At 67.6% G+C, this 23781-nt stretch carries 23 protein-coding genes; 18 read left to right on the plus strand and 5 right to left on the minus strand.

Features of this window, described 5'->3' with window-relative positions:
* Positions 1-2 precede the first annotated feature (2 nt).
* The 6 genes from AWC31_RS14485 (at position 3) to AWC31_RS14510 (ending at position 5806) form a co-directional block, all read left to right on the plus strand.
* Complete coding sequence (locus tag AWC31_RS14485; protein WP_337360656.1) at positions 3-1046, plus strand: acyl-CoA dehydrogenase family protein; 1044 nt, start codon at positions 3-5, stop codon at positions 1044-1046.
* 10 nt (positions 1047-1056) lie between these two features.
* On the plus strand, positions 1057-2400 hold the full coding sequence (locus AWC31_RS14490; RefSeq protein WP_085144892.1) for an MFS transporter: 1344 nt from the start codon (positions 1057-1059) through the stop codon (positions 2398-2400).
* 11 nt (positions 2401-2411) lie between these two features.
* Positions 2412-3191, plus strand: a complete 780-nt coding sequence (locus AWC31_RS14495) for an enoyl-CoA hydratase/isomerase family protein (RefSeq protein WP_085144893.1) — start codon at positions 2412-2414, stop codon at positions 3189-3191.
* Between the two features lie 109 nt (positions 3192-3300).
* The gene (locus AWC31_RS14500; RefSeq protein WP_085144894.1) at positions 3301-3858 is read left to right on the plus strand and encodes a CsbD family protein; all 558 of its coding nucleotides are present in this window, start codon (positions 3301-3303) and stop codon (positions 3856-3858) included.
* Between the two features lie 34 nt (positions 3859-3892).
* Positions 3893-4567, plus strand: coding sequence for an IF2 family translation initiation factor (locus AWC31_RS14505; protein WP_085144895.1), 675 nt, complete (start codon positions 3893-3895; stop codon positions 4565-4567).
* A gap of 63 nt (positions 4568-4630) precedes the next feature.
* The gene (locus AWC31_RS14510; protein WP_085144896.1) at positions 4631-5806 is read left to right on the plus strand and encodes an acyl-CoA dehydrogenase family protein; all 1176 of its coding nucleotides are present in this window, start codon (positions 4631-4633) and stop codon (positions 5804-5806) included.
* Here the strand turns inward: AWC31_RS14510 and AWC31_RS14515 are convergent.
* Positions 5800-6276, minus strand: coding sequence for an RrF2 family transcriptional regulator (locus AWC31_RS14515; RefSeq protein WP_085144897.1), 477 nt, complete (start codon positions 6274-6276; stop codon positions 5800-5802). The genes AWC31_RS14510 and AWC31_RS14515 overlap by 7 nt on opposite strands.
* A 65-nt stretch (positions 6277-6341) precedes the next feature.
* On the opposite strand from AWC31_RS14515, the gene AWC31_RS14520 reads away from it, so the two are divergent.
* From AWC31_RS14520 to AWC31_RS14530, 4 genes are all read left to right on the plus strand, one after another.
* Complete coding sequence (locus AWC31_RS14520; protein WP_085145453.1) at positions 6342-7094, plus strand: SDR family oxidoreductase; 753 nt, start codon at positions 6342-6344, stop codon at positions 7092-7094.
* Positions 7095-7113: 19 nt separating this feature from the next.
* Positions 7114-9258, plus strand: coding sequence for an ATP-dependent DNA helicase UvrD2 (locus AWC31_RS14525; protein ID WP_085144898.1), 2145 nt, complete (start codon positions 7114-7116; stop codon positions 9256-9258).
* Between the two features lie 108 nt (positions 9259-9366).
* On the plus strand, positions 9367-9597 hold the full coding sequence (locus AWC31_RS37145) for a hypothetical protein (protein WP_131807581.1): 231 nt from the start codon (positions 9367-9369) through the stop codon (positions 9595-9597).
* Positions 9598-9743: 146 nt separating this feature from the next.
* Entirely contained in the window at positions 9744-10040 is a 297-nt protein-coding gene (locus AWC31_RS14530) for a WhiB family transcriptional regulator (RefSeq protein ID WP_110775093.1), read from the plus strand.
* A 51-nt stretch (positions 10041-10091) separates the two neighbouring features.
* Here the strand turns inward: AWC31_RS14530 and AWC31_RS14535 are convergent, their stop codons facing one another.
* Positions 10092-11837, minus strand: a complete 1746-nt coding sequence (locus AWC31_RS14535) for a helix-turn-helix domain-containing protein (protein ID WP_165765968.1) — start codon at positions 11835-11837, stop codon at positions 10092-10094.
* Positions 11838-11948: 111 nt separating this feature from the next.
* On the opposite strand from AWC31_RS14535, the gene AWC31_RS14540 reads away from it, so the two are divergent.
* The 7 genes from AWC31_RS14540 to AWC31_RS14570 are packed head-to-tail and all read left to right on the plus strand — an operon-like array spanning position 11949 to position 18031.
* The gene (locus AWC31_RS14540; RefSeq protein ID WP_085145454.1) at positions 11949-13010 is read left to right on the plus strand and encodes an ABC transporter substrate-binding protein; all 1062 of its coding nucleotides are present in this window, start codon (positions 11949-11951) and stop codon (positions 13008-13010) included.
* Positions 13007-13846 carry an ABC transporter permease gene (locus tag AWC31_RS14545; protein WP_234816858.1) on the plus strand — a complete coding sequence of 280 codons (840 nt, stop codon included), beginning with the start codon at positions 13007-13009 and terminating at the stop codon, positions 13844-13846. Before AWC31_RS14540 ends, AWC31_RS14545 begins: the two co-directional genes overlap by 4 nt.
* Entirely contained in the window at positions 13843-14631 is a 789-nt protein-coding gene (locus AWC31_RS14550; protein ID WP_085144901.1) for an ABC transporter permease, read from the plus strand. The genes AWC31_RS14545 and AWC31_RS14550 overlap by 4 nt, the downstream gene beginning before the upstream one ends.
* Before the next feature lie 28 nt (positions 14632-14659).
* Positions 14660-15397, plus strand: a complete 738-nt coding sequence (locus AWC31_RS14555) for an ABC transporter ATP-binding protein (RefSeq protein WP_085144902.1) — start codon at positions 14660-14662, stop codon at positions 15395-15397.
* Positions 15394-16365 carry an amidohydrolase family protein gene (locus AWC31_RS14560; RefSeq protein WP_085144903.1) on the plus strand — a complete coding sequence of 324 codons (972 nt, stop codon included), beginning with the start codon at positions 15394-15396 and terminating at the stop codon, positions 16363-16365. The genes AWC31_RS14555 and AWC31_RS14560 overlap by 4 nt, the downstream gene beginning before the upstream one ends.
* Positions 16358-17578, plus strand: coding sequence for an FAD binding domain-containing protein (locus AWC31_RS14565; RefSeq protein ID WP_085144904.1), 1221 nt, complete (start codon positions 16358-16360; stop codon positions 17576-17578). The genes AWC31_RS14560 and AWC31_RS14565 overlap by 8 nt, the downstream gene beginning before the upstream one ends.
* Positions 17579-17596: 18 nt before the next feature.
* Positions 17597-18031, plus strand: a complete 435-nt coding sequence (locus AWC31_RS14570) for a cupin domain-containing protein (RefSeq protein ID WP_085144905.1) — start codon at positions 17597-17599, stop codon at positions 18029-18031.
* An 841-nt stretch (positions 18032-18872) separates the two neighbouring features.
* On the opposite strand, the gene AWC31_RS14575 is transcribed toward AWC31_RS14570, so the two are convergent.
* The 3 genes from AWC31_RS14575 to AWC31_RS14585 form a co-directional block, all read right to left on the minus strand.
* Positions 18873-20207: a macrolide-binding ATPase MABP-1 gene (locus AWC31_RS14575; RefSeq protein ID WP_085144906.1), complete on the minus strand. Its 1335-nt coding sequence runs from the start codon at positions 20205-20207 to the stop codon at positions 18873-18875.
* 42 nt (positions 20208-20249) lie between these two features.
* The gene (locus AWC31_RS14580) at positions 20250-21092 is read right to left on the minus strand and encodes a cyclodehydratase (protein WP_085144907.1); all 843 of its coding nucleotides are present in this window, start codon (positions 21090-21092) and stop codon (positions 20250-20252) included.
* A 62-nt stretch (positions 21093-21154) separates the two neighbouring features.
* Positions 21155-22585: a zinc-dependent metalloprotease gene (locus tag AWC31_RS14585; RefSeq protein ID WP_085144908.1), complete on the minus strand. Its 1431-nt coding sequence runs from the start codon at positions 22583-22585 to the stop codon at positions 21155-21157.
* Between the two features lie 91 nt (positions 22586-22676).
* Here AWC31_RS14585 and AWC31_RS14590 point away from each other — a divergent pair, with 91 nt between their 5' ends.
* Positions 22677-23705, plus strand: a complete 1029-nt coding sequence (locus tag AWC31_RS14590; RefSeq protein WP_067856411.1) for a YlbL family protein — start codon at positions 22677-22679, stop codon at positions 23703-23705.
* The last annotated feature ends 76 nt before the right edge of the window (positions 23706-23781 follow it).

Here is a 23781-nt window from a genome sequence, read left to right on the forward strand (position 1 = left end):
GCTTGCGCGAAGAAGAGAGGGCGCTGATGAAGAGCGTTGACGCCGAACTGGTCAACATGATGTCTGCGGTGTTCGCCACTCACCGCGAGCGGTACGAACCCGGGCACGGCCTGGACGAATTGTGGGGTCAGTTGAGCGAACTCGGCCTCGTGCGGCTGACCGGATCGGAGGAGTCCGGCGGGAGCGGGGCCGGCTGGCCCGAAGCTGCCGAGTTGTTGCGTGCCGCGGCGTGGCACGGCGTGAGTGCCCCGTTGGCCGAACACGATCTGCTGGCCTGCTGGCTGTTGGAGACGGCCGGTCTGCCGGTGGATGATTCGCGGCGGACGGCGTGCGTGCTCGACGACGGCAGCGCCCGCGGCGTGCCGTGGGCATCGACTGCCGAGCGGCTCGTCATCGTCTGGCACGACGGAGCGTCCTATCGCGTCGAAGATGTGGCAGCCGATTCGGTGTCGGTCAACAGCGGCGAAAACGGTGCGGGTGAACCGCGAGATGAGGTCCGTGTCGACACCGCGGGTCTCACCGGTACGCCCCTGCCTGACAACGTGATCCGGCAGTGGCATCTGCGCGCGGCGTTGGTTCGTGCGATCCAGGTGTGTGCGGTGCTCGACCGGATCTTGGAGTCGTCGGTCGCCCACGCGATCGAGCGCACTCAGTTCGGCAGGCCGCTGGCGAAGTTTCAGGCCGTGCAGAACCTCGTCGCCGACATCGCCGCCGAAGCGGCTCTGGCGCGTGCGGCCACCGACGGCGCCCTGGCCGAGGCGCTGCGCAGCGACTGGGGTTCGCCGAACCTGGAGTTCCTTGTCGCCGTTGCTCGTTCGTGTGCAGGGCACGCCGCATCGGTGGTTGTGCGCAACGCGCATCAGGTGCACGGCGCCATCGGCACCACCCGCGAACACCGCCTGCACGAGTTCACCAAACCCGCACTGTCCTGGCGTTCGGAGTACGGCTCCGTACAGCACTGGGACGACAAGCTGACCGATTTCGCCACTGCCGCCGGCGCCGAGGGGCTGTGGGCCCTGACGACCGCGACCGCAGCCCGCCAGTAAGGACATCAGCATGACGACTCACACCGAGCCGCAGCACTCACGCGGCTACTACCTGCGGATGGTGATCGCAGGTTCGATCGGCAACATGATCGAGTGGTACGACTGGTTCGTCTACACCACGTTCGCGATCTACTTCGCCGGACAATTCTTTCCCAAGGGCGACACCACGGCGCAATTGCTCAACACCGCAGCGATTTTCGCGGTGGGCTTCCTGGCTCGCCCACTCGGCGGCTGGCTGCTGGGACGGTTGAGCGACCGCAGCGGCCGCAAGGCCGGTCTGACCATCACCGTCACGATGATGTCGTTCAGCGCGCTTCTCATCGCGGTCGCGCCGAGCCATGCCACTGCCGGGTATGTGGGCGCGGCAATGCTGCTCATCGCCCGTATCCTGCAGGGCCTTTCGGTCGGCGGCGAGTATGCGACATCGGCGGCCTACCTCACCGAGGTGTCGAAGAAGGGCTGGCGGGGCCTGGGCGCCAGTTTCCAGTACATCTCGGTCACGCTCGGTCAGATCGCCGGTGTGCTGCTGCTGGTGATCCTGCAGTTCGTCCTCACCGACGAACAGCTCAACGACTGGGGTTGGCGCATCCCGTTCGTCATCGGCGCGGTCGCCGCCGTCGCCGTGTTCTACCTGCGCCGCGGTATGCACGAGACCGATGCGTACTCGACTGTGGAGCAACAGGATTCGCGCAACCGCCGCGGCACCCTGGCCGAGGTGTGGAAACACCGCAAGGCTGCGTTCCTGGTGCTGACGCTCACGCTCGGCGGTTCGGTCGCCTATTACACCTACACCACCTACCTGTCGAGCTATCTGGTTAACAGCGTCGGACTGTCGAAGGAGGACGCGGCGCGCGTCAACTTCATCGCGCTTGTGGTGTTCCTGTTCCTGCTGCCGCTCGGCGGCTACATCTCCGACAAGGTCGGCCGCAGGCCGGTGCTCATCTTCTTCGGCCTGGGCACCACGTTGTTCACCTACCCGATCCTGCAGGGCATGCAGAACCAGCCGACCTGGTTGTGGTGTCTGGCCTACACGCTGCTGGGTCTGCTGTTCGTCGCCGGGTATTCGTCGGTCAACGCGGTGGTCAAAGCGGAGCTGTTCCCGACCGAGGTCCGCACCGTCGGCGTCGCGATCCCGTACAACATCGCCCAGGCGGTGTTCGGCGGGACGGCGTCCTACGTCGCCCTCGCACTGCGCGACGCCGGCCACGAACCCTGGTTCTTCGTCTACGTCTCGGTCTGCGCGGCCATCTCGCTCGTGACCTACTTGGTGATGCGCGAGACCCGTGACGTCGAACTGATCGCCGAGCCCTCGAAATCCACTGCCTCCGAGGCCCGGTCCTCGGCCAAAGTCTAGAAAGTCACACGATGTCTGATCTGGAGTACACCGTCGCCGACCAGGTCGGCACGATCCTGCTGAACCGTCCGCACCGCAAGAACGCCTTCACCCTCGACATGCTCGACCGGTGGGCCGAGGCGTTGCGCTCGGCACGCACCGATCCGGATGTGCGCGTCGTGCTGGTCACCGGCGCCGGCGGTGCGTTCTGTTCGGGCGTGGATCTCGACGACTTCGCTGAGATCACCACAACTCTCGGCCGTCAGCAGGTGCTGCAGGACCGGGTGCACCGGGTGGCGGCGGCCGCCCTCGACCTCGACAAGCCCCTGATCGCCGCGGTGGACGGCGTCGCGGTCGGCGCAGGCATGGACATGGCGCTGGCCTGCGATCTGCGATTGGCCTCGACCCGGGCCCGGTTTTCGGAAGGCTACGTGCGGGTCGGCCTGATTCCCGGCGACGGCGGCGCGCATCTGCTGCCGCGCATCGTGGGGCAAGCCCGCGCGCTGGAGTTGCTGTGGACCGGACGTTTTGTCGAGGCCGATGAAGCCCTGTCGCTCGGCCTGGTGTTGTCGCTACACAGCCCGGCCGACTTCCCGGCCGCGGTCGATGACCTGTGCCGCCGACTGGCCGCCGGACCACCGGTGGCGATCCGCGCCATCAAACGCTTGGTGCGCAGCGGCGAGCGCGTCGACTTCCTCACCTCGCTGTCGATGGTGGCTGCCGAGCAGGCCGTCGTGCAGTCCACCGCGGATTCCGCCGAAGCGGTTGCCGCGTTCCTGGAGAAGCGCAAGCCGGTGTTCACCGGCCGCTGACTGGGTCCTACCGGGACCGGATTCCCGATTGAGTGGCGCACGCCACATTGGGGTTAGGCATTCGGCATGCGTGGAACCCAGGGGGTCAGTTACCGAAGGGGACGCACACATGACTGAGGACAGCAAGGCTGACCAGGCACGCAAAGGTTTCATCGACTCGGTCAAGGGAACCGCGAAAGAGGTCGTCGGTGCCGTGACCGGAAACGACTCACTGACCGCGGAAGGCCAGCTGGAAAAGGCCGAAGCCAAGGAACGCAGGGAAGCCAGCCGGATCGAGGCGGTCGCGGACGCCGAGGCCAAGCAGGCGCAGGCGGAGGCCGAGCAAGCCAGGACAGACGCCGCCCGTGAGCGGATTGCGGCCAAAACCGAGGCTGCGGCCGCCGAGTACGCCGCGCAGGCCGAGAAGGTCGCGCAGAAGCAGGCCGCCGAGCGTGCCGCGCATCGCGATGCCGAACGCGAGAAGTCGCGGGCCGATGTCGAGGCACAGCGTGACGTGGAGCAGGCCAAGGCCGAGGAGCGGTTGGACGTCGCAGCGGCCCGCGAAGAAGTCGTCGAGGCGGTCGAAGACCATCAGGACGCCGTCAAGGAATCGGCAAGCGCCCGAGCGGAAGCCGACCGCAAGCGGCGGGCAGCCGAGAAATTGACCGACGAAGCCGACCTGCCCTGAGGCCTGGCGGGAACCCGACAATCAGGAGTGACAAGTGAGAATCACCGAAGTTCCTATCGCGGTGCTGCGATTCCAGTACCAACTCGCCCGGCTGCCGCTCCAGTTCATCGAGGATCAGGTGGTCACTCGCATGGACTCCGAAGCGCCCGCCCGACTCTTCTACGAGCGCTCACTCGGCATGCTCGATGTCACGGTCGGCGGCGCGCTGGGAGCGCCGGAGCTGGAGAAGCGGGGCGCGGCACTGATCGAGCGCAGCGATGCGCTTCGCCAGGCAGCTCAACTCGATGCCGAGGCGACCGCGAACGTCGAACAGGCGGATGCCGATGTCAAGAGCGCCCGCACGCGCGCGAAAGACGAACAGGAACAGGCCCGCAAGGACAAGGAGCAGGCGGTCAAAGAGGCACGCTCCACCGCGCTCCAGAAGAAGACCGCCGCGACCGAAGCCGCCCAGAAGCGCACTGCCGCCGCCAAGAAGCGGGCCGACGAAGTCGCTGCCAAGCGCACCCAAGCCGCCGAGACCGCCAAACAGCAGGAGGAGGCGGTGATTCGCGCAGCCGAGCAGGCCGAGACCATGGTCGCGCGAGCCAAGGCCAACGATGCGCAGGACAAGCGCGCCGACGCAGCGGCCAAGCGGGCGCGTGCCGACGACATGGACGACCTGGCCGACGCCGAGAAGCAGAAGCGTCAGGAAGAACGGGCGACCGACTGACGCCCCGCGTTGTCGACCACCGGCGACCGAATATCGTCGGTGGTCACAGCGAGGAGGCGCCTGATGAGTTCGACGAAGCTGACGGCCGAAGAAGAGACCATCGTCAAGACGGTCCACAATTTCGTGGAGAAGCAGGTCAAGCCGGTCGTTCGGGAACTTGAGCACGCCAACACCTATCCCGAAGAGCTGATCGAGACCATGAAGGAGATCGGTGTCTTCGGGCTCGCGATCCCGGAGCCCTACGGTTTTGGCGCGGTGTCGATGCCGTGCTACGTGCAGGTCGCCGAGGAGTTGGCGCGCGGCTGGATGAGTTTGGCCGGCGCGATGGGCGGCCATACCGTGGTGTCGAAGTTGTTGCTGCTGTTCGGCACCGAGGACCAGAAGCAGAAGTATCTGCCGCGGATGGCGACCGGTGAACTGCGCGCCACGATGGCGCTCACCGAACCCGGCGGCGGATCGGACCTGCAGGCGATGCGGACCGTGGCACGCCGCGGGAACGAAGCCGGGGACGGCTATGTCATCAACGGCAGCAAGACCTGGATCTCGAATGCCCGTCGCTCGGATCTCGTTGCGCTGCTGTGCAAAACGGATCCCGACGCGCATCCTCCCCACAAGGGCGTGTCGATCCTCCTGGTCGAGAAGGTGCCGGGCTTCGAGATCTCGAAGGACCTGCCCAAGCTCGGCTACAAGGGCGTCGAGAGCTGCGAGCTGAACTTCACCGACTGCCACGTGCCTGCGGATGCGTTGTTGGGCACCGAAGAGGGCCGGGGGTTCGCGCAGATGATGAAGGGACTCGAGGTGGGCCGGTTGCAGGTGGCTGCCCGCGCCACCGGGGTGGCGCGGGCGGCATTCGAGGACGCGCTGCGCTACGCGCAGGACCGGGAAAGCTTCGGCAAGCCCATCTGGCAGCACCAGTCGGTGGGAAACCTGTTGGCGGACATGGGAACCAAGCTCTATGCCGCCCGGTCGCTGCTGTTGAGCGCCGCCGAGAAGTTCGACGCAGGCGAGCGCTGCGACATGGAGGCAGGCATGGCCAAGCTGTTCGCGTCCGAGACGGCGATGCAGATCGCGCTCGACGCCGTGCGGGTGCACGGCGGCTACGGCTACTCGACCGAATACGACGTGGAGCGGTACTTCCGGGACGCGCCCCTGATGATCGTCGGCGAGGGGACCAACGAGATTCAGCGCAACGTCATCGCCAAGCAGTTGGTCGCGCGCGGCGGTCTCGACATCTACTGACGGTCCCGGGTGAGCAGTGCGCGCGTGCGGGCGGGCGCGGTCGCGGGCAGGTCGGCGAGGATGTCGGCAAGGGTGACGCCGTCGAGGCTCGCGCGCCACGCCTGGTGAGCGTCGGCCATTTTGACCGCGAGAATGCACGTGTGCCGGCACCAGCTGGCAGGCAGTGCGCCGCGGCCCTGTTTGCGGATCTCGCGGCATTCGTACGGCGCTGACGCCCCGTCGACCGCCTCGACGATCTGTAGCAGCGTGATGTCGGAGGCCGCCCGGCCGAGCCGAAATCCGCCGCGCGGACCCGTCGTCGCGGCGAGCACGCCCGCGCGGGTCAGCGCCTGCAACTGCTTGGCCAGATAGGCCGCCGGAAGATCGAAGTACTCGGCGAGATCGGCCGCCGACGCGGTCGCGCCCGGCTCCAGCTGCGCCAGCGATGTCGCGCAATGCAGCGCCCACTCCGTGGCTACGGGAAGTTTCACAGCCCGTATTCTATTACAGCTATTAAGGATCTCTATTGTCCGAGATAACGACCGAAGGAGTGATCATGCGAATCGCAGTTGCGGGAGCGACCGGAAACATCGGCGCCCGGGTGGTGAGGGCCCTGGAAGCATCGGGCCACGACGTCGTGCCCATCAGCCGTGCCCGCGGCGTCGACCTGACGACGGGCGACGGCCTCGACGCCGCGTTGGCCGGTGTGCAAGCTGTCGTCGACGCCATCAGCGCCCCGCCCACCGACCGGGACAGCACTGTGGACTACCTCGGCACGGCCACCGCGAACCTGCTCGCCGCCGAGGAGCGCGCGGGCGTCGGGCATCACGTCCTGTTGTCGATCGTCGGTATTCACGCGATCGAGGGCAATCCGCACTACGCGGGTAAGCGCGAGCAGGAGCGGCTCATCGAGGCCGGCCCGGTGCCGTGGACGATCGTGCCCGCGACGCAGTTCCACGATTTCGCCGAGATGGTGGTGGGCTGGACCGCACAGGACGGCCCCGATGGCGTCACCGCCCCGATCGCCCCTCTTCTCGTTCAGCCGATCGACCCCGATGACGTCGCCGCGGTCCTGGCCGAGGTCGCCACCGGCGCGCCGCAGGGCCGGTACGCCGACGTCGCCGGTCCGCAGACACAGGATCTCGTCGACATGGCGCGCCGCACGTTGGCTGCGCGCGGGCGTGACGTCACGCTCGTGCCGACGTGGTCGGCCGTGTTCGGCCTGGACATGTCCGGCAACGCGTTGCTGCCCGGGGACGGCGCGCGCATCGCCCCGACTACGTTCGACGAGTGGTTGGCGCGGCTGTAGAACGGCACGGCGGGCCGCGATGTCGGCCGCCCCTGCCATGATGGGAGCCATGCCGTTGGAGGCTCCTCCCTCAACCCTGAGCGATCTGGACGATGAGCAGCGGGAGGCGGTGCTGGCTGCCCGTGGCCCGGTGTGCGTGCTGGCCGGGGCGGGTACCGGCAAGACCCGCACGATCACCCGCCGGATCGCCCATCTGGTTGCGGCCGGGCATGTCGCCGCCAGCCAGGTGCTGGCGGTGACCTTCACCGCGCGCGCGGCCGGTGAGATGCGGGGTCGGCTGCGTGTGCTCGGCCAGGAATCCGGGGTCGGCACCGGGGCCGTGCAGGCGGTGACGTTTCACGCCGCCGCGCGGCGCCAGCTGCAGTACTTCTGGCCGCGGCTCGTCGGCGATATCGGCTGGGAGTTGCTCGACAGCAAGTTCTCCGTCGTCGCCCAGGCGGCCAGCCGGTCCGGGATGCAGCCGAGCACCGATGACGTGCGCGACCTCGCGGGCGAAATCGAATGGGCCAAGGCGTCTTTGATCACGCCGGAGGCATACGGCGCGGCCGTCGCGAAGGCCGGCCGCGACATTCCGTTCGACGCCGCGAGAGTCGCGGCGGTCTACGCCGACTACGAGGCGCTCAAGGCCCGCCGTGACGGATCGGCCCTGCTGGATTTCGATGACCTGCTGCTGCACACCGCCGCGGCCATCGAGAACGACCCCGCGGTCGCGCAGGAGTTCCGCGACCGCTATCGCTGCTTCGTCGTCGACGAGTATCAGGACGTCACCCCGTTACAGCAGCGGGTGCTCGACGCCTGGTTGGGGGACCGGGACGATCTCACCGTCGTCGGCGACGCCAACCAGACCATCTACTCGTTCACCGGGGCCACGCCGCGCTACCTCCTCGACTTCTCCCGGCGGTTCCCCGACGCCGCCGTCGTGCGGCTGGAACGTGACTACCGCTCCACCCCTCAGGTGGTGTCGCTGGCCAACCGGGTGATCGCGGCGGCGCGTGGCCGGATGGCCGGAAGCAAGCTGCATCTGGTGGGGCAGCGTGATCCAGGCCCGGTGCCGACGTTCTCCGAGTACTCCGACGAGGTGGCCGAAGCCAACGCGGTGGCCAAGGCGATCAAGAAGCTGATCGAATCCGGTACGGCCCCGGCCGAGATCGCGGTCCTGTACCGGATCAACGCGCAGTCCGAGGTGTATGAGGAGGCGCTGACCGAGGCAGGCATCGCGTTCCAGGTGCGTGGCGGGGAAGGGTTCTTCAGCCGTCAGGAGATCCGCCAGGCGCTCGTCGCGCTACAGCGCAACGCCGATCGGGAGGCCGGTCCGGCGGAGCTGCCCGCTCTCGTGCGCGAGCTCCTGGAGCCGTTGGGACTGACGGCCGAACCACCGTCGGGCACGCGCGCCCGCGAACGCTGGGAAGCCCTGACCGCGCTGGCGGAATTGGTCGACGAAGAGGTCGCGGTGCGGCCCGACCTCGACCTGCGCGCGCTCGTCGCCGAACTGCGTCAGCGCGCCGACGCCCGGCATCCACCCGTCGTGCAGGGCGTGACGCTGGCCTCGCTGCACGCGGCGAAGGGGCTGGAGTGGGACGCGGTGTTCCTCGTCGGCCTGGCCGACGGCACGCTGCCGATCTCGCACGCACTCGCGCACGGCCCCGACAGCGAGCCGGTCGAGGAGGAGCGCAGGCTGCTCTACGTCGGTGTCACGCGGGCGCGCGTGCATCTGGCGCTGAGCTGGGCCTTGGCACGCACCCCTGGCGGGCGGCAAGGGCGTCGCCCTTCGCGGTTCCTCAACGGCATCGCACCGCAGACGCAGGGGTCGAAGTCGACCGGGCCCGACCGGCCCCGTCGTCAGCGCGGCCCCGCTCCGCGCTGTCGGGTGTGCAACGCGACGCTGACCACGCCATCGGCGATCATGCTGCGGCGGTGCGAGACCTGCCCGGCCAATCTCGATGAGCAGCTGCTCGCCGAACTCAAGGACTGGCGCCTGCGCGTCTCCAAGGAGATGAAGGTGCCCGCGTTCGTGGTGTTCACCGACAACACGCTGATCGCCATCGCCGAAACACTGCCGACCGACGACGCGGCCCTCGTCGCCATCCCCGGTATCGGCGCCCGAAAACTCGAGCAGTACGGCCAGGACGTACTGGAGTTGGTCAAAGCCCGCCAGGAATCGTAAAGATCGTGCCAAAACCGCAGGTAGAAAATAGGTTGTGCGATCCGGCTGTTAGGCTTTAGCCTCAAGATCACACTCAGGCGACGAGACGGAAGGAGGGTGCCCGCAATCATGGATATCAACATCACGTTCAGCGGTGTAGCGGTTGCAGGCATGCCGGCGTCCTTCCGTGCGGTTGAAACCGTCGCCAAAGCGGCTTACTTCGTGCCGCAGAGGCTCGCCGAGCACCCCACCGCACATGCCGCTGGCGCTGGATGGCCGGCCGCTGCTGCCGTTGCACCGCAGCGCAAGCGCCGCCCCGCCGCCGCGAACCGCGCGTCCGTGGATTGGAGCCCTCTTTAGGTAGAGCTCCATCACCCGCCGAAATGGCCACGGACCCGCAGTCAACCCGGATCCGTGGCCATATTTGTCGGTAACCCCGAGAAACCTGGTCGCAGATCCAACAACTTCTCCGACAAACAACGACCAGGAAGTAGGGGGACAAGCACATGTCCATTGCGATGAGCGCTCCGGGGATGAGCGTCGCGCCGGTGACATGCGAAGAGCGGCTGCCGGCGGTGCCGTGCCACATCGGTGATCCGGATCTGTGGTTCGCCGAAAGCCCCGTCGAACTCGAGCGCGCGAAGGCGCTGTGCACGGATTGCCCGATCCGGCGCGAATGCCTGTCTGCCGCGCTGGAACGGCAGGAGCCGTGGGGTGTTTGGGGCGGCGAGATCCTCGACCGCGGCACCATCGTGGCGCGCAAGCGGCCGCGTGGGCGTCCGCGTAAGGTCGCGGCGGCCTGACACCGGTAACGGCGCCGGGTGCGGATACGCACCCGGCGCCGTTTCGTGCGTTCACCCGATACCGGCGATACGGGCGACGGTCAGTGCGGCGGTGAGCCGTAACAGGTCGCGGGGACGCGAAATTCGCAGTCCGGTCAGTTCTTCGAGCCGATGGATTCGCTGCTGAACCGTGTTGGGATGCAGGTGAAGAACAGCCGCGGCGGCCCGGCGGTCGAGATTGTGATCGAGCAGGATGCGCGCGGTTCGCAGCAGCTCCGTCGACCGGTCACGGTCGTAGTCCAGGGCCGAACCCAGTACCGCAGAGGCGAATTCGCGCAGCCGCCGCGGATCGTCCAGTTGCAGCAGCAGATGTTCGATCGCGACGTCCTGCAGGTCGATGACACGGGAACCGCCGTCGTCTGCGGCGAGCCCGAGCACCCCGCGCAACGTGCGGTAGACGCCGGGAAGCTCGCCAGGTTCGGCCGCGGGCGCGACGGCGGCGATCGTGCGTTCGATACTTCCTGTGGCGGTGAGGGTTTCGACGAGCCGGGCCGCGGCATCGTCGGTGTGGAGTCCGGCCGAGTGTGCATCACGCGGCCAGACGAGAATCAGATCCCCGCGATAGATCGCCGCGAGCGGCCGTGGCGTCACCTGGGCGATGAGCCGGTCCGCAGCGGCGAGCATCCGTTCGGTGGCCGGCCTGCCCGCGGATGCCCGCGCATCGACGCACCGCAGTCCCAGTAGCAGGTGCTCGCCGGAGAGGTCCCAGCCGAGCCGGCGGGCCCGGTCGAGCAACCCGTCGATATCGGTGCCGTCCGAACTGAGCAGATCGGCCACGAGCGATCCCCGAAGTCGTTGCTCCACTTCGGCTGCCGTGCGTGCGCGCAACAGTTCGAGCGCCGCGACCACCGCGGTGTGCTCGATCGCCCGCACATCGAGCCCGCTGAGGACGTGGCGCTGTGCGTCGACGTGAATGTGGGCCACGACGGCGCCGTCGAGGACGACACCGGCCACCGTGGTGTCGTCGATGCCGACGACCTGGCCGCGTACGAGGTCGTCGGACGCGGGAGTGCTGGGACTCGGCCCCGCCCAGCCTGCCGCGGCGAGCGTTTCCCGGTAGACGTCTGTGATGAGCACGGCCCGTCCGAGCAACTCGGCGAGGGCCTGCGCGACGCCCGTGAGACCCTCGCCCCGCAGCGCGGTCGCCGTCAGCAACTCGTGCACCTCCTGGGCGCGGCGCAGCTCGCGGATCGTGTTCTGCTCGCTGGCGCGCAGCTGCGCGGTGCCCAGCGCGATCGCAACCTGGGTCGCCAGTGTCGTCACGAGACTGATCTCGGCCGCATCGAATCGATGCGGCAACGCGTGATAGCCGTTGAGTGCTCCGACGACGTGACCTGCGCGCCGCAGCGGAACCGAGATCAATGCGCGGTAGCCCTGTTCGTGTGCGACACCGCCCCACGCGAAGCCGGGATAGGCCTCGATGTCCTCGATCGCGACGACGTCGCCGGTCCGGTAGGCGATGCTCGTCGGTGCCTCGTCATCGCCGCGGACGTCGAGCAGGATGGGCCGATCCGCGTTCACCTGGGCGATGTATTCGGCCGAGAGCCCGTGTGAGCCGACGATCGTGAGGGCGCGGCCGCTGGCATCCGGGAGGAACGCCGCGCAGAAGTCGTATCCGAGCAATGTGCACGCCGTGCGCGTGACGCGGTCGAGCAGATCGGCGACCGGTTCGTCGCTTCCGACGGCCTCGCCGATGCTGGCCAGCGCGTCGAGCCAACGCTCCAGGGGCGGGCCGACTGGCGATGTTTCAGCAGACACAACGGACAGCATAAGAGTGTGTGGCCAGACATTGTCGGTGGTTGCGTTTTCCCGGATCGTTGGGGTGCGACGGTGACAGCCGTCACAGACGGTGATCAAGGAGGTTCTCCGTTGCGAAACCCACTACGCGGCCGACGGCTCCGGTCCGTGCTCGCATGGGGACTGGCGGCAGTGACGGTGGCGGGCACCGCCGGCTGCGCAGCCGGCCTCGGCGGCCCGGCCTCGTCACGCGCCGCGCAAGACGGCGTCATCCGCTTCACGTTCGCGCCCGATCCGGTCTGGGACTACATGAACGACACCGGGCTGCTCGAGGAGTTCGAGCAGCAGAACGGCGTGCGGATCGAGACGAGCGCGACATGGGACGAGTTCGGCCTGTTCGCCGGCGGCCACGCCGACATCATCTCGTCAGCGTCGTTCGAGGTGCCCGGCCTCGAGGAGCAGACCGAGCGCGACACCGTGGTGATCGGGCGCTACAACTCCGAGCGCAGCCGAATCCTGGTGCGCGCAGACGATCCCGCGCAATCGCTCGCCGATCTGAAAGGCAAACGACTCGGGGTGTTCACCACGGTGTCGGGCACGCTGGTGTGGAGCGCCCTCGTCAAGGAACTGCACGATCTCGATCTGCGCAGTGGGGGAGGCGATTTCGACCTCGTCGTGGCCGATATCCAGAACCTGTCGAACCTGTTGGCGCGCGGCGAGATCGACGCGTGCATCTGCTACCCGGATCTGTCCGCACGCGAACTGAGAGAGCAGACCGTGCGCCCGCTCTACGACGGGAAATCCTCGGCCGAGTTGTTCGCCGAAACGAACGCGCCCGGCCACGACGGCCCGATGGGCAACGTTTTCGTCGCGCGACGCGACTGGGTCGAGAACCACCCCCGCGAGGTGTCGGAGTTCCTCGATCTGTGGAACCGCGGGCTGGCCGAATGGCGCGCGCACCGCGACGAGATCATCGAACGCTACCCGCAGCATTTCGCCGTCGAATCGCCTGTCGACATCGCGTTCATGAAAGATTATGTCGCCCAGCACGACTGGGTGGTCGACGATGTCCGATTCGACGAGCAGTGGGCCACCGACGAGAGTTCGATCTTCGACCTGATGCGCAAGACCGGGGTCATCGGTGACGACGTCAAGGACCCGGACTTCCTGCCGACCGAAGGAGTCGACAAGTGACCCAATCATCGACCATCGCCCCACCCGAACCCGAGTCGGCCGCGCCAGCCCGAACCCGGAAGCCGTCTGTCGCCGGCGGGTCGCGTGGGCCGGCCCGGTGGATGACCTCGCTCATCTCGCTGGCGGCGGCGGTCTGCGCCTGGGCCGCGGTCGCCGCCTGGATCGACGACCCCATCGTGCCCTCGCCGGGCGAGGTGTTCGGCCGCGTCGTCGCGATCACGATGTCGGGGGAGGCGGTCACCAACTTCGCTTCCAGCATCGGCAAGATCGCCGTCGGATTCGCGCTGGCCATGATCGGCGGCCTGGTCGTCGGATTCCTCATGGGCCGAAGCTCGTTCATGACCTCGTACTTCTCGTTGCCGTTGTTCGTCATCGGCAACATGCCCGGGCTGACGTACGCGGTGTTCGGCCTGCTGATCTTCGGCGTCGGCGCGACCGGGCCGATCGTCGTGTCCGCGCTCGTGGCGCTGCCGTTCATCGCGATGAACGTCGCCGAGGGTGTGCGGTCGGTGGACGGCAAGCTGCTCGACATGTGCCGCGCGTTCGAACGCAACCGGTGGGACATCGCGCGCCACCTCTACCTGCCAGCCCTGGTGACGTTCGTATTCGCCGGTGTGCGTTACGGATTCGCGATGGCCTGGAAGGTCGAGGCGCTCACCGAGGTGTTCGGCGCGCGCGACGGTGTCGGCTTCATGATCCGCCGCGCCTACCAGGAGTTCCAGGTCGACGACATGCTGGCCTGGACCATGCTGTTCATCGTCGCGATGATCCTCATCGAACGCGCACTGGCCCATCTGGAGAACCGGTTCTTCGCCTGGCGGAAGGAAATCGCATGACCACCAGCGCACTGCCGGTACAGTTCCGGCGCCGGGTCAAAGCCCACACCTCGTCAGCGATCGCCGTGCTGGCCGCGGTGGCCACGCTCGTCGCCGGATGGCAGGTCGCCGTCGTCGTCGGCAACCGGGTTCCGTCCCCGGCCGACACCCTCGACCGGTTGGCCGCCGAGCAGGCGGCAGGTCAGCTGTGGCACCAACTCGCCATCAGCACCAACAGATTTCTGCTCGGCCTGGCGCTCGCCCTCGTCGTCGGTGCGGCGCTCGGCGTACTGATGGGATTGTCGCGGTTGGCCGATCTCGCCTTCTCCGACCTCACGATGGCCGGGTTGGCGATCCCCGCGGTGATCTGGGCGCTGTTGACCACCATGTGGTTCGGATTCGGTTGGCTCACACCGGTTACCACGGTTTTCCTGTCCGGCTTGCCGTTCGTCGTCGTCAACATCGCCAAGGCGACCCGTGCGGTGCCTGCCGATCTGGTGCTCATGGCGCGCGCATTCGGGGTGCCGCGGGTGCAGGTGCTGCGGCAGGTCGTGGCGCCCGCCGTCGCCGGCTCCAGTGTGGCGGCCGTGCGGTTCGCGATCATGAGCGCCTGGAACGGGCTGCTGTTGGCCGAGTGGTTCGGCTCCACGTCCGGCGTGGGCTGGCGCTCGCGCTACTGGTACGACGCCAACCAACTCGACGGTTTCTTCGCGTGGGTGCTCGTATTCGTGCTGCTGCTCGTCATCGCCGATCAGCTGATCCTCGGCCCGCTCGAGCGCTACGTCACCCGCTGGCGCTCGGCCTGATCCCTTCCCAACGAAAGCGAGACATCACATGGCATCCATCGAAGTTCGCAGCCTGGTCAAGGATTTCCATGACCGGCACGGCCATCGCACCTGCGTGCTCAACGGTATCGACCTGACCATCTCCGGCGAGACCTTCGTATCGGTCGTCGGGCCGTCCGGCAGCGGCAAGACCACGCTGCTCAACATCGTCTCCGGCATCGAGACCCACACGTCGGGATCGGTCCGTTTGCGCTCGGGCGAGCGGGATGCCCGCGTCGGGTACGTGTTCCAGGATCCGCGACTGCTGCCGTGGCGCACCGTCATGGGCAACCTCGGATTCGTCCAGCGCGAGCGCGACGGCTGGGAGCAGCGTGCGCAGCACTACCTCGACCTGGTCGGCCTCGGTCACGTCGGTGAGCGTTATCCCGCACAGCTTTCCGGCGGGCAGCAACAGCGCATCGGCATCGCCAGGGCCTTCTCCGTCGAGCCCGATGTGCTGTTGATGGACGAACCGTTCAGCCACCTCGACGCCATGACCTCGCGCACGCTGCGCGAGCACCTGGAACGGATCTGGCTGGAGACGCGCCGCACGGTCATGTTCGTGACCCACGACGTGACCGAGGCCGTGCAGCTCTCCGACCGGATCGTGGTGCTGGCCCCCGGTGGACGGATCCACGAGATCATCGAGGTCGACCTGCCCCGGCCGCGACGCGCATCCGACCCGGCGGTGGCGGTGCTGCAAGCCGAAGTGCTCGCCCGCTTCGAGGCACTGGAGGTCGCGGCATGAGCGTCGACGTGCACGCACACTGGCTGCCCGAGGAGCTGTTCTCACTGCCTCCCGGCTCACCGGTTCCGCCGTTGAACGGCCGTGACGGGCAACTGCATCTGGGTGACCTGCCGTTGTCCATCGAGACCGCGGCGATGAGCGACGCCGACCGCGTGCTCGCCGACACCGATGCGGCCGGGCTCGCGTCGCGGGTGCTGTCGGCGCCGCCGTTCGCGTTCCCGGTGGCCGACGCGGCCGGTGTGGCCGAATACGTCGGGTCGTTCAACGAGCACCTGGCGCGCGTGTGCCGCGACAGCGATGGCCGGCTGCTCGGGCTCGGCCTGGTGTCGCTGCACGATCCCGCCGCGGCGGCCGCACAGATGGATACGATCAAACGTTCGGAGTTGTTGCGCGGCATCGCCGTACCACCGCTCTTGGGTGCGACGACGTTCGATGCCGGACCGCTGCGCGAGGTGGTCGAGATCGCGGCCGACCGCGGACTGGCCGTGCTGGTGCACCCGATGCAGCTGCCGCGACCGGAGTGGTCGTCGTACTACCTGGCGAACCTGATCGGCAATCCGACCGAGACGGCAACCGCGGCAGCGGCATTGGTGCTCGGCGGCGTCCTCGACAAGCTGCCCGACCTTCGCATCTGCCTGTTGCACGGCGGTGGCTGCGCACCGGCGCTGCTCGGCCGCTGGCAGCACGGTTGGCAGCAGCGGGCCGATGTGCGCAGCGGCGGCGGCCGTCCGCCGGCCGAGGGCTTCGCCGGATTGTGGTTCGACACCCTGACCCATGACGGGCCGACGCTGGAACTGCTACGGGCACATGCCGATCCGGACCATCTGATGTGCGGCAGCGATTACCCGTTCGACATGGGTGTGGCCCGTCCGCTGGAACTTCCGCGCGCCGCAGGGCTCACCGACGACCTGCTGGCACGCAACGCACGCCGATTCCTCGGCCTCGACGAAGGAGAGACACATGCCTGAGCACATCGACCGCGGCTCGACCCGGCAGGACTGGAGTGGGCACCGCGCCCTGGTCATCGGCGGTTCGATCGGTGGCCTGACGACGGCATTGTTGTTGCGCCGCCTGGGCTTTGACGTGTCGGTGTTCGAACGGACCCCCACCGCACTCGAGCACCGCGGCGGCGGCATCGTCCTGCAGCCAGACACGTTGCGCTGGTTCGCCGAGTGCAGCACACAGCATCCCGAACAGGTCAGCACGGCCACCGAATACGTCCAGTATCTCGACGCTGCCAATGGTGTGCTCCATCGCGCGGCGGCCCCGTGGCGCTACACGTCGTGGGGCACGTTCTACCGGGCCCTGCTCGCCGACTTCGGAACAGCCGACTATCACCTCGGCGAATATGCCGCCGGATTCGACGAAGATGCCGACGGCGTCGAGGTGCGCTTCGCGTCCGGTCGCCGCGAGCGCGGTGACCTCGTCGTGTTCGCCGACGGCATCACCTCGCCGAGCCGGCGGCGAATCTCACCCGGCACCGATCTGGTGTACTCCGGCTACGTGGGCTGGCGCGGCACCGTGCCGGAATCCGAGGTGTCACGCGAAACCTTTGAGCTGATGCGTGATTCGATCACCTACAGCGTCGCGCCCCACACGCACATCGTCATCTACCCGATCCCGTCCCACGACGGTGGCCTCGCGGTCGGCGAGCGGTTGCTCAACTACGTCTGGTATCGCAATGTCGCCGAAGGTCACGAGCTCGACGAACTGATGACCGACACCCGCGGATTTCCCACCAAGGTGTCACTTCACGCGGGCCAGGTTCAGGATCGCTTCGTCGGCGAAATGCGCTCGGCAGCAACAGAGTTGCTGGCTCCGGCGGCGGCCGAGGTCGTCAACCGCACCGAGCAGCCGTACCTGCAGGCGGTATACGACGCCGGCGTCGACCGGATGGCGTTGGGCCGAGTCGCGCTGATCGGCGATGCTGCCAGTGCCGCGCGGCCCCATGCGGCGGCCGGCACGGCGAAGGCAGCGGCCAATGCGTGGGCGTTGTTCGACGCACTCGCCGACTCCGGTGACATCGCCGAGGCGCTCGCGAAATGGGAGCCGGGACAACTCGAACTCGGGCAACGGCTCCTGCGTCGGGTCAAGGACATGGGCACCCGGTCACAGGTCTCGTGCACCTGGACGCCCGGCGACCCGGATCTGCGGTTCGGCCTGTACGGGCCGGGCCGGTAACAACGAAAGGACGAAAAGTTGACCAGCACACACGAATACCTGACCGACGCGCCACTCGCGGGCACCCTCGTGGCCACCGACTTCGAGGGCTGGACACCCGAGCTGCGGGCCGAGTTCGACACCCACGCCCACGACGGGCATGTCGGGTCACGGCTGCTCAGCCAGAACGAACGCGTGCGAGTGTGGGAGATCCGGCTGGCACCGGGGGAGCGGTTCCACGCCCACCGCCATGTGCTCGACTACTTCTGGACCGCGGTCAACGCCGGCCGCAGCCGTCAACACACCGCCGACGGCACCACCCGCGAAGTGTCCTACGCCGCCGGTGAAACCCGCCACTTCCACTTCGTCGAGGGCGAATTCCTCCTCCACGACATCGAGAACGTCGGGTCAGACGATTTGGTGTTCACCACCGTCGAGCATCTCGACTCAGCCAATCGTCCGCTGTCGCTGTAGGTTTCGCTCGGCTGCGGGCGCCTGCGCGCCGTTGGCGTGCGTGCCGGGGTCTGGTTTGCCCGCCATTGTCACGCTGGAGTGGCTCGGGTGGCCGGGTGTCACTCTGGTGTGACAACGGCGGGTGTGCCGGGGTGTTGTGTGGTGTGCCCGCTGCCGTTTGTCACGCTGGAGTGGCTCGGGTGGTCGGGTGTCACTCTGGCGTGACAGTGGCGGGTGTGCCGGGGTGTTGTGTGGTGTGCTCGCTGCTGTTTGTCACGCTGGAGTGGCTCGGGTGGTCGGGTGTCACTCTGGCGTGACAGTGGCGGGTGTGCCGGGGTGTTGTGTGGTGTGCTCGCTGCTGTTTGTCACGCTGGAGTGGCTCGGGTGGTCGGGTGTCACTCTGGCGTGACAGTGGCGGGTGTGCCGGGGTGTTGTGTGGTGTGCTCGCTGCTGTTTGTCACGCTGGAGTGGCTCGGGTGGTCGGGTGTCACTCTGGCGTGACAGTGGCGGGTGTGCCGGGGTGTTGTGTGGTGTGCTCGCTGCTGTTTGTCACGCTGGAGTGGCTCGGGGGGTCGGGTGTCACTCTGGCGTGACAGTGGCGGGTGTGCCGGGGTGTTGTGTGGTGTGCTCGCTGCTGTTTGTCACGCTGGAGTGGCTCGGGTGGTCGGGTGTCACTCTGGCGTGACAGTGGCGGGTGTGCCGGGGTGTTGTGTGGTGTGCTCGCTGCTGTTTGTCACGCTGGAGTGGCTCGGGTGGCCGGGTGTTACTCTGGCGTGACAATCGCGGGCCAGCCGAGCAACCGCAGCCAAGCGCAAGCACGCAAGCAAAACGCAAGCACACCAGGCAGGCGCGCAAAGACCAGCTAGGCCGCTTCCTCGGCGAAGCCCGGAACCAATTCTGTGGCAATGGCTTTCACTGGCACATGGGCGTCTAGTTGGCAGCAGATCGCGATCGTCGATGCGATCACGCGCAATGGGATCGCGAGGTTGGGCGGCAGATCGAGTTGGCGGGCCATCTTGATCTGGGCGACCGAGTTGTCCATCTGGCCGGCGGCCATCCGCTGGATCCACCGGCGGGTGTAGTGGAAGACGTCGACCTCGATGGGTTCGACGTACTGGCGCAGCATGTCGTCGACTTCCTGCACCGAAACCTGTTGGCCCTTCTGGATGAAGCCGGCGCCTTCCATGACCGGGATCAGCTGGTCGTAGTCCTTGTCGCGGGCCAGCCGGATCGTCAAGCCGAGCGAGGGCGGGAATCCGCCGGGCAACGGTGCGACGGCGCCGAAGTCGATGACGCCCATGCGGCCGTCGGGCAGCAGCATGAAATTGCCGGGATGCGCGTCGCCGTGCATCATGTCGAGCCGCGCCGGCGCCCCGAAGGTGAGTTCGGTGAGGCGCGTGCCCATCAGATCGCGCTGTTCGGGCGTGCCCTCGCGGATGATCACGGACATCGGGATGCCGTCCATCCATTCGGCGATAACGACTTTCGGCGCGCTCGCGATGACGGCGGGGACGGCGAAGTGCGGGTCGTTGCGATAGGCCTTGGCGAACGCACGCTGGTTGTCGGCTTCCAGCCGGTAGTCCAGCTCCATCTCGGTGCGTTCGATGAGCTCGTCGACCACGCCTTGGATGTCGGCGCCGGGCGCGAGTTGCTTGAACACGCCGACGAGCCGCTGGATGGTCTTGAGGTCGGCGCGCAATGCCTCGTCCGCACCGGGGTACTGGATCTTGACGGCGACCTCGCGGCCGTCCGACCAGATGCCCTTGTGCACCTGGCCGATGCTGGCCGAGGCCACCGGAGTGTCGTCGAACGAGGTGAACCGGTCACGCCACTTGGTGCCCAGCTGCGCGTCGAGGACGCGATGCACCTTGGCCGCCGGCAGCGGGGGAGCGTCTTTCTGCAGTTTGGTGAGTGCCTCGCGATACGGTTTGCCGTATTGCTCGGGGATGGCGGCTTCCATCACTGACAGCGCCTGGCCCACCTTCATGGCGCCGCCCTTGAGCTCGCCCAGAACGGTGAACAATTGCTGAGCGGCCTTGTCCATCAGCTCAGCGGTGACTTCATCCTTGGACTTGCCGGTCAGGCGTTTGCCGAAGCCCAACGCGGCGCGGCCGGCCATGCCGACGGGCAGGCTAGCCAGCTTCGCATTTCGGGCGACGCTTCCCCGTTTGATGTCAGACACCAGACCATCATCCACGACTCGGCTGAACGGCCCACAACCAACTGGCAACATTCGTTTTCAACAGGGGCACTCCGGATGCCGTGACCAGCGGCGCGCGACGATCGAGTAGCCGTCGGCGTCGAGTTCGAGCGTGGTGTTCAGGGTCGGCGGCGGATCGGTTGCGGGCGCGGCGGCGTCGCCGACGGCGCGAATCACGAGATCGACCTGACGCAGCGCGAGCGCGGCGGTGGCCAGGAGAGTGGCGCGGTTCGCGCTGCCAACCGCCCCGCGCAACTGTGCGGCGACCGCGGGCCAGGCCGCGTCTTTGTCGCTGCGGTGCAGGTCAGCGCATTGCAGGCAGCTGGTCACGCCGGGCAGGACCAGTGGACCGACGAGTCCGGCGCCATCCCGTACCCGGACGGGAAGGTGTGCGACGCCGGTGCGGTGCAGCTCGCGCACCACGCGCGGTTCGGTGATCAGGTAGTCGGCCAGCACCACCAGATCGGTCTGATCGGGGACCGCCGCCGCGTGTGGCTGGGCGCTGCGCCGGACTCTGGCGCCCGAGCAGCGCAACGCACTGGCCATCAGCTCCGACAGCGGTCCTCGGCCGTGGATGCGAATCGATGCCGTGCGCGCCGGGGGTGCAGGAGGGACGGTGAGCAGCGCCGCTGCGGCGAGCGCGGCGATCACCTCGTCGAGCGCTGCGCTGTCAGGAAAGCCGAACTGCGCTGCCGCAGTGGTCAAGTCGTCCCGGCTGATCCCGGCCTGCAGTGCCCGCAGCAGGGCGGCGAGCTGGCTTTGCGTCGTTCCTGCCGGTGGGTGCACGAGCACCGCGCGCCGCGGATCCCAGCCGATCTGAACTGCGCCGTCGGGCCGCAGCAATACCGGCTTGTCCGCCGCCAACACATAGCGCGCCGTCATGCGACGACTCTGCCATGTCCAGCGGGTGTGGCGATTCAGTTATCCACAGGCACAAGTCGGCGTCAGTTGTCGGGCTTGTCTTCGCCCTTTTCCGGGCCCTCGTCAGGGCCCTTGCCCTGTTCCTTCTCCAGGTCGGCCAGGCCCTGTTCGAAAGCCTGCTCCAAGGCGCTGTCGATGCCGCTCGTGTCGCCGCCGACCATCCGGTCGATGAATCCGGCGGGTTCGTCGAGATCGGACGAGTTCGGCAGCAGGTCGGGGTGTTGCCACACGCCGTCGCGGGCATCGGAGCCGACGGCCTCGGTCAGCCGTTCCCACAAGGCAGCGGCTTCCCGCATCTTGCGGGGGCGCAGTTCGAGGCCGACGAGCGTGGCGAAGGTCTGTTCGGCCGGGCCGCCGGTCGCACGGCGCCGCCGCAGGGTCTCCGACAGTGCCGACGTGCCGGGGATGCGGTCGCCGAGTGCAGCGCTGACGACGGTCTGCACCCAGCCCTCGATGAGCGCGAGCAGAGTTTCGAGCCGCTCCAGCGCGGCCTCCTGCTCGGGTGTGGCCTTCGGCTCGAAGATGCCCTGGTTGAGCAGCTGCTCCATCTCCGACGGATCGCTCAGCGACGCTGGGTTGAACCCGCGGGCGAAGTCCTCGATGCCCGACATGTCGACCTTCATGCCCTTGGCGAACGCCTCGACGGCACCGAGGAGCTGGCTCGACAGCCACGGCACGTGGCTGAACAGCCGGTGGTGGGCGGCTTCGCGAGCGGCCAGGAATGTCAGGATCTCGCTGCGTGGGCGTTCGAGCCCCTCGGCCAGCGATTCGACCGCTTCCGGCATCAGCGCGGCCACGCCCTTGGGTCCCAAGGGAAGCCCGATGTCGGTGGAGGTCAACACTTCTCGCGACAACTTGCCCAACGCCTGCCCGAGCTGCGAGCCGAACGCCATGCCGCCCATCTGCGACATCATGGCCAGCAGCGGCCCCGCCATGCTCCTGGCTTCCTCGGGCAGCGCCGAGGCCCAGACCGCCGAAATCTGCTCGGCCACCGGATCACACAACCGCTTCCAGGTCTCCAGCGTGTTGTCGAGCCAGTCGCTGGGCGTCCAGGCCACGGCCTTCGTCGTACCCTCGGGCAACGGCGTCACCCCGTCGAGCCACGTCTCGGCCAACCGGACGGCGTCGGCCACCGCGCCACGGGTCTTCTCCGGCACCGGCGCCACGAAGCCGATCGAGCTCGACGCCAACTGCCGGGCCAGGTCGTAGTTCACCGGCCCCGACTTGCCGCCGGCCATCGCGCCGCCCGCGCCGCTGAACATCTCGCCGAGCTTGGTGAAGATCTGGCCGAGGTCGCCCATGTTGAAGTTGCCCCCGGCCGTGCCGAAGCCGAACGGATCCGACCCCGGACCAGGTCCGGGATTGGTCGGGCCGGACCCCGAATCGGGGTCCTTTTTGGGCTTGTCTTTGTCGGGGTCATCCCCGGCGGAGAAGCCGAAGGGCAGGTCAGCCATACCCTCAACGGTACTCATGCCGGGGTGTCCGCGTGCCCGTGCGGGTCACGCTCTAAGTGAACCTGTAACCGCAGGCTTTACTGTGGGCGGCGTGAACAGGCGGATTTTGACGCTGCTGGTCGCGCTGGTGCCCCTCGTGGCGTTCGGCGTGCTGCTGTCGGTGGTGAAGGTTCCCTTCGTGTCGCTGGGGCCCGGTCCGACGTTCGACACCCTCGGCGAGGTCGAAGGCAAGCAGGTGGTCGACATCGAGGGGCCGGACGCGAATGTCCACCCCACGACGGGGCATCTGAACATGACGACGGTGTCGCAGCGCGACGGTCTGACGCTGGGGCAGGCGCTCACGCTGTGGATGTCGGGTCGCGAGCAGCTGGTCCCGCGCGACCTCGTCTATCCGCCGGACAAGTCCAAGGACGAGATCGACGAGGAGAACACCGCCGATTTCAAGAGCTCCGAGGATAGTGCCGAATACGCCGCACTGTCCTTCCTGAAGTACCCGATGGCGGTGACGGTGCAGGGCGTCACCGATCCCGGGCCGTCGGCGGGCAAGCTGCACGACGGTGACGCGATCGACGGAGTCAACGGCAAGCCCGTCGCCAACCTCGACGAATTCCAGGCCATCCTCAAGGCCACCAAGCCGGGCGACACGCTCGTCATCGACTACCGCCGCAAGAACGCCCCGGCCGGTGTCGCCACCATCACGCTCGGCGACAACCCCGACCGTGACTACGGCTATCTGGGCATCGGGGTGCTCGACGCGCCATGGGCGCCGTTCGACATCGACTTCAACTTGGCCAACATCGGCGGGCCGTCGGCGGGCCTCATGTTCAGCCTGGCCGTTGTCGACAAGCTGACCACCGGCGATCTCAACGACGGCAAGTTCGTCGCGGGCACCGGAACCATCACCGGGGACGGCAAGGTCGGGTCGATCGGCGGCATCACCCACAAGATGCTCGCCGCCAGGGAGGCCGGCGCCACGGTGTTTCTGGTGCCCGCCGACAACTGCACGGAGGCCCGTTCGGCACCGCAGGACGGGCTGGAGTTGGTGAAGGTGGAAACCCTCACCGGAGCCGTCGACGCCTTGCACACGCTTTCCGCTGGTGGCGAACCTCCTCGCTGCTGAGCCGCATGTCGTCGGCACATGACTAGAGTTGTAGAAAATCGGTCGGGCCGCATGGGGCTCGTCACGTTTCGAAGAA

Origin of the sequence: Mycolicibacterium wolinskyi (assembly GCF_002101965.1) — a bacterium.
Lineage (GTDB): Bacteria > Actinomycetota > Actinomycetes > Mycobacteriales > Mycobacteriaceae > Mycobacterium > Mycobacterium wolinskyi.

Excerpts from the sequence above, each read along its gene's own strand:
- AWC31_RS14530 (WP_110775093.1), top strand. The coding sequence starts at position 9,744 with ATGTCCATTGCGATGAGCGCTCCGGGGATGAGCGTCGCGCCGGTGACA.
- AWC31_RS14560 (WP_085144903.1), top strand. The coding sequence starts at position 15,394 with ATGAGCGTCGACGTGCACGCACACTGGCTGCCCGAGGAGCTGTTCTCA.
- AWC31_RS14495 (WP_085144893.1), top strand. The coding sequence starts at position 2,412 with ATGTCTGATCTGGAGTACACCGTCGCCGACCAGGTCGGCACGATCCTG.
- AWC31_RS14490 (WP_085144892.1), top strand. The coding sequence starts at position 1,057 with ATGACGACTCACACCGAGCCGCAGCACTCACGCGGCTACTACCTGCGG.
- AWC31_RS14580 (WP_085144907.1), bottom strand. The coding sequence starts at position 21,092 with ATGACGGCGCGCTATGTGTTGGCGGCGGACAAGCCGGTATTGCTGCGG.
- AWC31_RS14520 (WP_085145453.1), top strand. The coding sequence starts at position 6,342 with ATGCGAATCGCAGTTGCGGGAGCGACCGGAAACATCGGCGCCCGGGTG.
- AWC31_RS14565 (WP_085144904.1), top strand. The coding sequence starts at position 16,358 with ATGCCTGAGCACATCGACCGCGGCTCGACCCGGCAGGACTGGAGTGGG.
- AWC31_RS37145 (WP_131807581.1), top strand. The coding sequence starts at position 9,367 with ATGGATATCAACATCACGTTCAGCGGTGTAGCGGTTGCAGGCATGCCG.
- AWC31_RS14585 (WP_085144908.1), bottom strand. The coding sequence starts at position 22,585 with ATGGCTGACCTGCCCTTCGGCTTCTCCGCCGGGGATGACCCCGACAAA.
- AWC31_RS14500 (WP_085144894.1), top strand. The coding sequence starts at position 3,301 with ATGACTGAGGACAGCAAGGCTGACCAGGCACGCAAAGGTTTCATCGAC.
- AWC31_RS14555 (WP_085144902.1), top strand. The coding sequence starts at position 14,660 with ATGGCATCCATCGAAGTTCGCAGCCTGGTCAAGGATTTCCATGACCGG.
- AWC31_RS14550 (WP_085144901.1), top strand. The coding sequence starts at position 13,843 with ATGACCACCAGCGCACTGCCGGTACAGTTCCGGCGCCGGGTCAAAGCC.
- AWC31_RS14525 (WP_085144898.1), top strand. The coding sequence starts at position 7,114 with ATGTCGGCCGCCCCTGCCATGATGGGAGCCATGCCGTTGGAGGCTCCT.
- AWC31_RS14510 (WP_085144896.1), top strand. The coding sequence starts at position 4,631 with ATGAGTTCGACGAAGCTGACGGCCGAAGAAGAGACCATCGTCAAGACG.